The following is a 6,391-nucleotide window of genomic DNA, read 5'->3' on the forward strand; positions in this document are numbered from 1 at the left end:
CGCCACCCGCCGGTCCCCGTCTCCCGCGCGCCCCACCACTTCCCCTTCCCCGGAGGTTCTCGCGGCCCTCTTCCCCGCCACGTTCGACCCTTCCGCCGCATTCGCCCGATCTCGCGCACCACCCTGCGCGCACACCGCCCCCACCTGCGCTTTCCCCTCCCCCACCCCCTATCTGGCGGCGCGCGGTCGCGGACTTTCCCGGTGCCTCACACTCCCCCTGTGTAGGTTTTGCGGTGGGCGCGCAACACGGCGCACCGCAGACCGGCCAGGGAGAGAGTCACCCGGTGAGCGAGATCCCGCGCAAGGCCGTGCAACGCACCGCCAAGCTGGCCAGCCTCCCGATCGGGGTGGCGGGCCGCGTGGTGGGTGGCTGGGGGAAGCGGCTCGCGGGCCGCAGTTCCGAGGACGTCAACGCCGAGGTGTCCGCGAAGACCGCCGAGCAGCTGTTCGCCGTGCTGGGGCAGCTCAAGGGCGGGGCGATGAAGTTCGGCCAGGCGCTGAGCGTGTTCGAGGCCGCCGTGCCCGATGAGCTGGCCGCCCCGTACCGCGAGGCGCTGACGAAGCTCCAGTCCGCGGCGCCGCCGATGCCCGAGCGCACCGTGCACCGGGTGCTCGCCGAGCAGCTGGGCGCGTCCTGGGCGAAGCGGTTCGCGGAGTTCGACGACGCCCCCACGGCGTCGGCCAGCATCGGCCAGGTGCACCGCGCGGTGTGGCACGACGGCCGCGAGGTGGCCGTGAAGGTGCAGTACCCCGGCGCGTACGAGGCGCTGCGCGCGGACCTGCGCCAGCTGATGCGCTTCAGCAGGCTCATGCAGGCGATCGTCCCCGGCGCGGAGGTCAAGCCGCTGCTGGAGGAGTTGCGCGACCGCATGGTCGAGGAGCTGGACTACCGCACCGAGGCCGACAACCAGCGCGTGTTCGCCAAGGCGTTCGACGGCGACGACGAGGTGCTGGTGCCCAAGGTGGTGGCCAGCTCGCCGAAGGTGATGGTCAGCGAGTGGACCGAGGGGACCCCGCTCTCGCGGATCATCCTGGAGGGCGAGCGCGAGGAGCGGGACCTGGCGGGCACGCTGCTGTCCCGGTTCCACTTCTCCGCGCCGAGCCGCTCCGGTCTGCTGCACGCCGACCCGCACCCCGGCAACTTCATGCTGGGCGCGGACGGCAGGTTGCGGGTGCTGGACTTCGGCGCCGTGGCCAGGCTGCCCGAGGGGTTGCCGCGCACGCTCGGCGAGCTGACCAGGTTGGCGCTGGAGAACCGGCCGGAGGACCTGCTGGGGGTGCTGCGCCGCGAGCACTTCGTGCGGCCGGGCACGACGCTGCCCGGTGAGGAGATCCAGGCGTTCCTCGGCCCGTTCGTGGAGCCGCTGCGCGAGGAGGTCTTCCACTTCACCCGCACGTGGCTGCGCGGTCAGGCCGAGCGGGTGGCGGACCTGCGCAACCCGGACTCGCAGACGGGCCGCTCGCTGAACCTGCCGCCGCAGTACCTGCTGATCCACCGGGTGACGCTGGGCGCGACGGGCATCCTGTGCCAGCTGGACGCCGAGGTCCCGGCAAGGGCGATCGTCGCGCGCTGGCAGCCCGGTTTCGCGGACTGACCCAGCACCTCTCCGCTCTTCCCACAACCGCTTGTCCACAGCCCGACCACTTGTCCACAGCCCTGCTCCTCCTTGCTGGCTCCCACCGGTCCCGTGCCGCAGGATCGAGTCATGACCAGCGAAGACGTGATGCGAGTGGCGGACCTGCGGGCGGCCGGGGTGCCGAACCACGTGATCGAGGCCAGGTGCAGGCCGGGCGGGCGGTGGCAGCGCGTGCTGCCCGGCGTGCTGCTGCTGAGCCCGGAGCCGCCGACCGACCTGCAGCGGTTGCGCGCGGCCCAGGCGTACGCGGGTCCGGGTTCGGTGATCACGGGTGTGGCGGCGCTGCGCGCGCAGGGCGTGCGGGGCCTGCCGGACAGCGGTCGCGTGCACGTCCTGCAACCGGAGTCCCAGCGCCTGACCAGCTACGACTACGTGTTCCTGGAGCGCACCAGCCGCTTACCGCACCCGGTGCGCCACCACGGCCTGTCCCTGGCCCCGCCCCCGAGGGCGGTCCTGGACGCGGCCCGCCGCGAGCCGAACCCGCTGCGCCTGCACCACCTGCTGGCGGCGGTGGTCCGCGCGGGCCTGTGCACGGCGCAGGTCCTGCTGACCGAGCTGGACGCGGGCAGCAGGCGAGGCACGGCCGCGCCACGGGCGACCTTGCGCACCCTGCTGCCCACAACCTGAAACCACAGGGAGGTTCCAGGGCGACCCGGCGCACCCGCTGTCCTGAGTGGACGCTGATCGGCGGCCGGTTCTGCAGGCCGACCGCCGGTCCCCGCGCCCACCCACGACCTCATCCCCGCTCGGGCTCGGGGTTGGGGTTGGGGTTGGGGTTGGGTTCGAGCTTGAGCTCGGGTTCGGGTTCGGGTTCGGGTTCGGGTTCGAGCTTGGGCTCGGGTTCGAGCTCGGGCTCGGGTTCGGGTTCGGACCCGAGTTCGGAGCGGACACCGCTATCGCCGGGCTCACCGGGTCCTTGGTGGGCTCACCGGGTCCTTGGTGGGCTCACCGGGTTTTTGGTGGGCTCACCGGGTTCCTGGCGGTTCCACCGGGTTCCCAGCGGGCTCACCGAGGTGCCGTTCCGGGTTCCGGGTGGGGTCGTCGAGTCGCCGCGGGGTGCGTTCACCAGTACTCGGTGGGGAGCTTGGCCTCGATGTCGCGCACGTGCGCGCGGGCGCAGTCGGGGCACAGCCAGTGCTCCCCGCCCCGCTCCTGGGCCCGCACCCAGGCGAGCGCTTCACCGGTCGGGGTCCCCTCCGCCCGCTGCGCGCCGCAGCGGGAGCAGACCGGCGCCGGGGTCATGCCTTGCGCCCGGTGTGGACGGTGTTGGCGCTCAACAGGAACAGGTCGTCACGCGCCCCGAGGTAGGCGGGGTGCCCGGAGTCGAGGAGGTCGCGGAGCACCGCCCGGTCGGCGGGGTGCAACCGCTCGCCGCAGGACTCGGCGAGTCGCCGCACGTGCGCGAGCGCCCAGTCGCGCACCTGCGGGGGGGTGGGCGCCGGGTGGTCGACGAGGTAGCTGAACGCGCTCACGTCGCGCAGTCCGGCGGTGGTGAGGACGGCTCCCCACCCCTTGGTGAGCCGGACCGAGCCGGGGATCTTCTCGCGCATGTGCGCGAACCACTCCCCGCGCGCGGCGGAGAGCCGGTCGGCCAGTCCGGGGCTGCCGACCCCGATGTCCCACGGGAGGAAGCGCGCGTCCAAGCCGCCTTCGGCGAGGGCGAGGAGTCCGCCGGGCGCGAGCGAGGCGCCGAGCGCCGACACCACGGCCGCCTGGTCGGGGAGGTGGTGGACGACGCCGGAGGCCCACACCAGGTCGGCGGTGGGCAGGAAGGAGGAGGGCTGCTCGGAGGAGAGGTCGCCGAGCACGGGCCTGACCCGGACCGACGTGGTGTGCGAGTCCGTCTCGTAGGCGGCGGCCTTGCGGGCGGCGGCGGTGGCGGCGTCGAGCAGTTCGGGCACCGCGTCGACCAGCACGAGCGTGCCCCCGCCGCGGGCGGCCAGCGCCTCGGCCAGCACCAGCGCCATCCCACCGGCGCCGGAACCGACGTCGACCACGGTCGGCTCGTCGGGCAGCCCGTCGACGAGCCGAGCGGCGACGAGGCGCACGGCCCCGGCCTGCAACCCATCGGCCCGACGCAGGTCAGCGAGACGGGAGTTCCAATCGATTCCATCAGCTGTGTGAGCGGCCACACCTCGCACGGTACCGAGCCGGAGCGAACGCAGCAGTCCACCGCAGCGGTCCGACGACACCCTGGGCAAAGCAAAACCGACCCCAGGAAACACACCGGGGCCGGCCTTGGGCAACCGCGCGAAGCGGCAAGTCTGTGTAGGTCTGTGGGTGGCGCGCGCCTGCGGGGGATGCGCGCACTTGCGGGGGATGCGCGCGTCTGCGAGGGATGCGCGCGTCTGCGGGGGATGCGCGCGTCTGCGGGGATGCGCGCGTCTGCGGAAGATGCGCGCCTGCGCGGCGTGCGTCTGCGGAAGATGCGCGCCAGCGAGCGGCTGCGGAAGATGCGCGTCTCAGAGCAGCGCGCGCTTGCGGAAGATGCGCGGCTGCGAGCGGCGTGCGTCTGCGGGTGACGCACGTCTGCAACCGGTGCGCGCCTGCGGGGATGCGCGCACGGGTGAGCGCGAGCGCGGTCCAGCGCTTCGGGGAGGTGGAGTGGGACACCGGCTTTCCAGCGCCCTCACCGGGCAAGTTCCCTGCGGGGTCGGTTGCGCGCTGGCTCTGCCCGCAGGGCGTGAGGTGCTGGTCCGCCGGTGTCCGTGTCCGCCGTCCGCCGTCCGGTGTCCGTGTCCGTCGTCCGGTTCCTGGTCGTGCTCGGGTTGGGCGCGGGGGGCTTCTTCGAGTGCTCCCCCGCGCCCCGCGCCGTCGCCGGTCAGGTCGTGTTCAGCGCCCTGCGGTCGGCCCAGGTCGCCAGCCTGCGCCACCTCGCGGCGGTCGAGGCTCGGCGGGCTTGGCGGTGTTGCCTGTGTTGTCGGGCGAAGGCCTCCGCATCCCTCATCCTGGATCTGGCGAGCGTCTCCTCGAGCAGCATCGGATTCCCCCTGGTGTTCAGCTCGACGGCCGGGTCGGCCGTTGTGCGGGTGTTGTTGGTGTTCGGGTAGTCGGTCATGCCGCGACCTCCTGGTCGGCGGCGCGGCGGGTCGCGGTCGCGGGCTTCTGGGCGGGGACGACGGTCGCCGCGGGCGCGACGGGGGTGGCGTCCTTGCGCGGACGGCCCCTGGGGCGCTTGCGGGCGATCACCGCGCCGCGCTCGAAGATCTCCCCGCCCCAGACGCCCCACGGCTCGTGCCGGGAGAGCGCGCCCGCCAGGCACTCCGCGATCACCGGGCAGGCCGCGCAGAACTTCTTGGCCACCTCCAGCTCGGCGGGGGCGTCGGCGAACCACAGGTCGGGGTTGTTGGTGCGGCAGGGCAGCTCCAGGCCGGCGTCGGGAGCGGTGTCGATCAGCGTCGCGACGCCCGCCCCGGTGAGGTCGGACTCGGTGGCACTCGTCCCGCTTATGATCGGGACGGTCGCGGTCAACATCAGGTGGACTCCTGTCGAGGTCTTGCTCATGGGGTTGACGAACTGCTGTGAACAGCACAAAGGCCGCGGACCATGTCGCTGGTCCGCGGCCTTTGTGAGCTGAGTGCCCTGACTACACCTGTGTCAGGTACATCGCCCTGGTGCGGACGTCGCGACGTGCTTGTACTCGTTCGGGGTGGAGGCGCCGTTTGGCAGAACGGCCTCGACGTGCACGGCAAAGCCCGGAGCACCGGTGGTGCCCAGTTGCGCGAAGCCACGACGCGAACGGCGCCCACGAGTCGAATCCACCAGAACCACGGGCGCGGCAACCACGGGCGCGGCGGTCGAGGGCATGGCAGTGCGCTCGGCGGCGGCCTGCAGGAGGCGGCACGGGTTCGTGAGGAGAATCAAGGTCTTCACAATGGCCACCTCCCTCGGTGCGTGCGGGACGCCTAGGCGTCGTGAGTGGTTCAGCTCCCCAGCGGGCGCTCTCGCACCCGGCCTGAGCAGGTTATGACCCGGTGCGCGACGGGTGCAACCGATTTTCCAAAATCCCTGTCGATCGTGTGACGGATCAGTGTTTCCCCAGGACAAGGGCCAGAACGTCGTCGCCGTAGCGGGTGAGCTTCGAGGCCCCGATGCCCGCGATGGACACCAGTCCGGCGACGTCCTCCGGCCGCTGCTCGGCGATCGCCAGCAGGGTCGCGTCGGTGAACACCACGTACGGGGGAACCTTCAGCTCGCGCGCCCGCCCGGCCCGCCACCGGCGCAGCTTCACCAGCAGCTCCTCGTCCACGTCGGACGGGCACGAGGAGCAGCGCCCCAGCTTCACCGCCCGCGAGTCGATCAGCGCCGACCCGCACACCCGGCACTCCGGCCTCGGCTTGCGCTGCACCGGCTCGCGCGGCGCCGCGGCGACCCGCGACGCCGGGTGCCCCTCGGGCACGAGCGCGTGCAGGAACCGGCTGCGCCTGCGGTACCGGCGGCCACCGGCGGCGCGGGACAGCGCCCAGGACAGCCACAGGTGCTCGCGGGCGCGCGTGACGCCCACGTAGAGCAGCCTGCGCTCCTCCTCGACCGCGGCCTCGTCGCCGTCGGCGTGCTGGATCGGCACGGTCCCGTCGACCAGCCCGACCAGGAACACCGCGTCCCACTCCAGGCCCTTGGCGGCGTGCAGCGACGGCAGGGTGACGCCCTCGATGGTCGGCGGGTGCTGCGCCTCGGCGCGCACGTCCAGCTCGGTGACGAAGGCGCGCAGGTCGGCGTCCGGCACGGCGGACGCGAACTCCTCGGCCAGCTCG

General features: G+C 73.0%; 8 protein-coding genes. 3 read left to right on the forward strand and 5 right to left on the reverse strand.

Going from position 1 to position 6,391, the window contains the following annotated elements; all coding sequences use genetic code 11:
• The first annotated feature begins 284 nt into the window (after nucleotides 1-284).
• Both ACTUAL_RS00400 and ACTUAL_RS00405 read left to right on the forward strand, forming a co-directional pair.
• A complete protein-coding gene (locus ACTUAL_RS00400; RefSeq protein ID WP_440898864.1) occupies nucleotides 285-1,595 on the forward strand; it encodes an ABC1 kinase family protein in 1,311 nt (436 codons plus the stop codon).
• A 111-nt stretch (nucleotides 1,596-1,706) separates the two neighbouring features.
• The gene (locus tag ACTUAL_RS00405) at nucleotides 1,707-2,264 is read left to right on the forward strand and encodes a hypothetical protein (RefSeq protein ID WP_440898865.1); all 558 of its coding nucleotides are present in this window, start codon (nucleotides 1,707-1,709) and stop codon (nucleotides 2,262-2,264) included.
• Between the two features lie 435 nt (nucleotides 2,265-2,699).
• Here ACTUAL_RS00405 and ACTUAL_RS00410 read toward each other — a convergent pair whose 3' ends face one another.
• A complete protein-coding gene (locus ACTUAL_RS00410) occupies nucleotides 2,700-2,879 on the reverse strand; it encodes a hypothetical protein (RefSeq protein ID WP_440898866.1) in 180 nt (59 codons plus the stop codon).
• Nucleotides 2,876-3,685, reverse strand: a complete 810-nt coding sequence (locus ACTUAL_RS00415; protein ID WP_440898867.1) for a class I SAM-dependent methyltransferase — start codon at nucleotides 3,683-3,685, stop codon at nucleotides 2,876-2,878. Before ACTUAL_RS00415 ends, ACTUAL_RS00410 begins: the two co-directional genes overlap by 4 nt.
• A 654-nt stretch (nucleotides 3,686-4,339) precedes the next feature.
• On the opposite strand from ACTUAL_RS00415, the gene ACTUAL_RS00420 reads away from it, so the two are divergent.
• On the forward strand, nucleotides 4,340-4,687 hold the full coding sequence (locus ACTUAL_RS00420) for a hypothetical protein (RefSeq protein WP_440898868.1): 348 nt from the start codon (nucleotides 4,340-4,342) through the stop codon (nucleotides 4,685-4,687).
• A gap of 4 nt (nucleotides 4,688-4,691) precedes the next feature.
• Here ACTUAL_RS00420 and ACTUAL_RS00425 read toward each other — a convergent pair whose 3' ends face one another.
• The 3 genes from ACTUAL_RS00425 to ACTUAL_RS00435 all read right to left on the reverse strand — a co-directional run.
• Nucleotides 4,692-5,111, reverse strand: a complete 420-nt coding sequence (locus ACTUAL_RS00425; protein WP_012783551.1) for a WhiB family transcriptional regulator — start codon at nucleotides 5,109-5,111, stop codon at nucleotides 4,692-4,694.
• A gap of 123 nt (nucleotides 5,112-5,234) precedes the next feature.
• Complete coding sequence (locus tag ACTUAL_RS00430; RefSeq protein ID WP_157767494.1) at nucleotides 5,235-5,510, reverse strand: hypothetical protein; 276 nt, start codon at nucleotides 5,508-5,510, stop codon at nucleotides 5,235-5,237.
• Nucleotides 5,511-5,664: 154 nt separating this feature from the next.
• Nucleotides 5,665-6,391: 3'-5' exonuclease (locus ACTUAL_RS00435; RefSeq protein WP_440898869.1), on the reverse strand; the 727-nt coding region annotated here is incomplete at its 5' end.

The organism is Actinosynnema sp. (assembly GCF_052038725.1).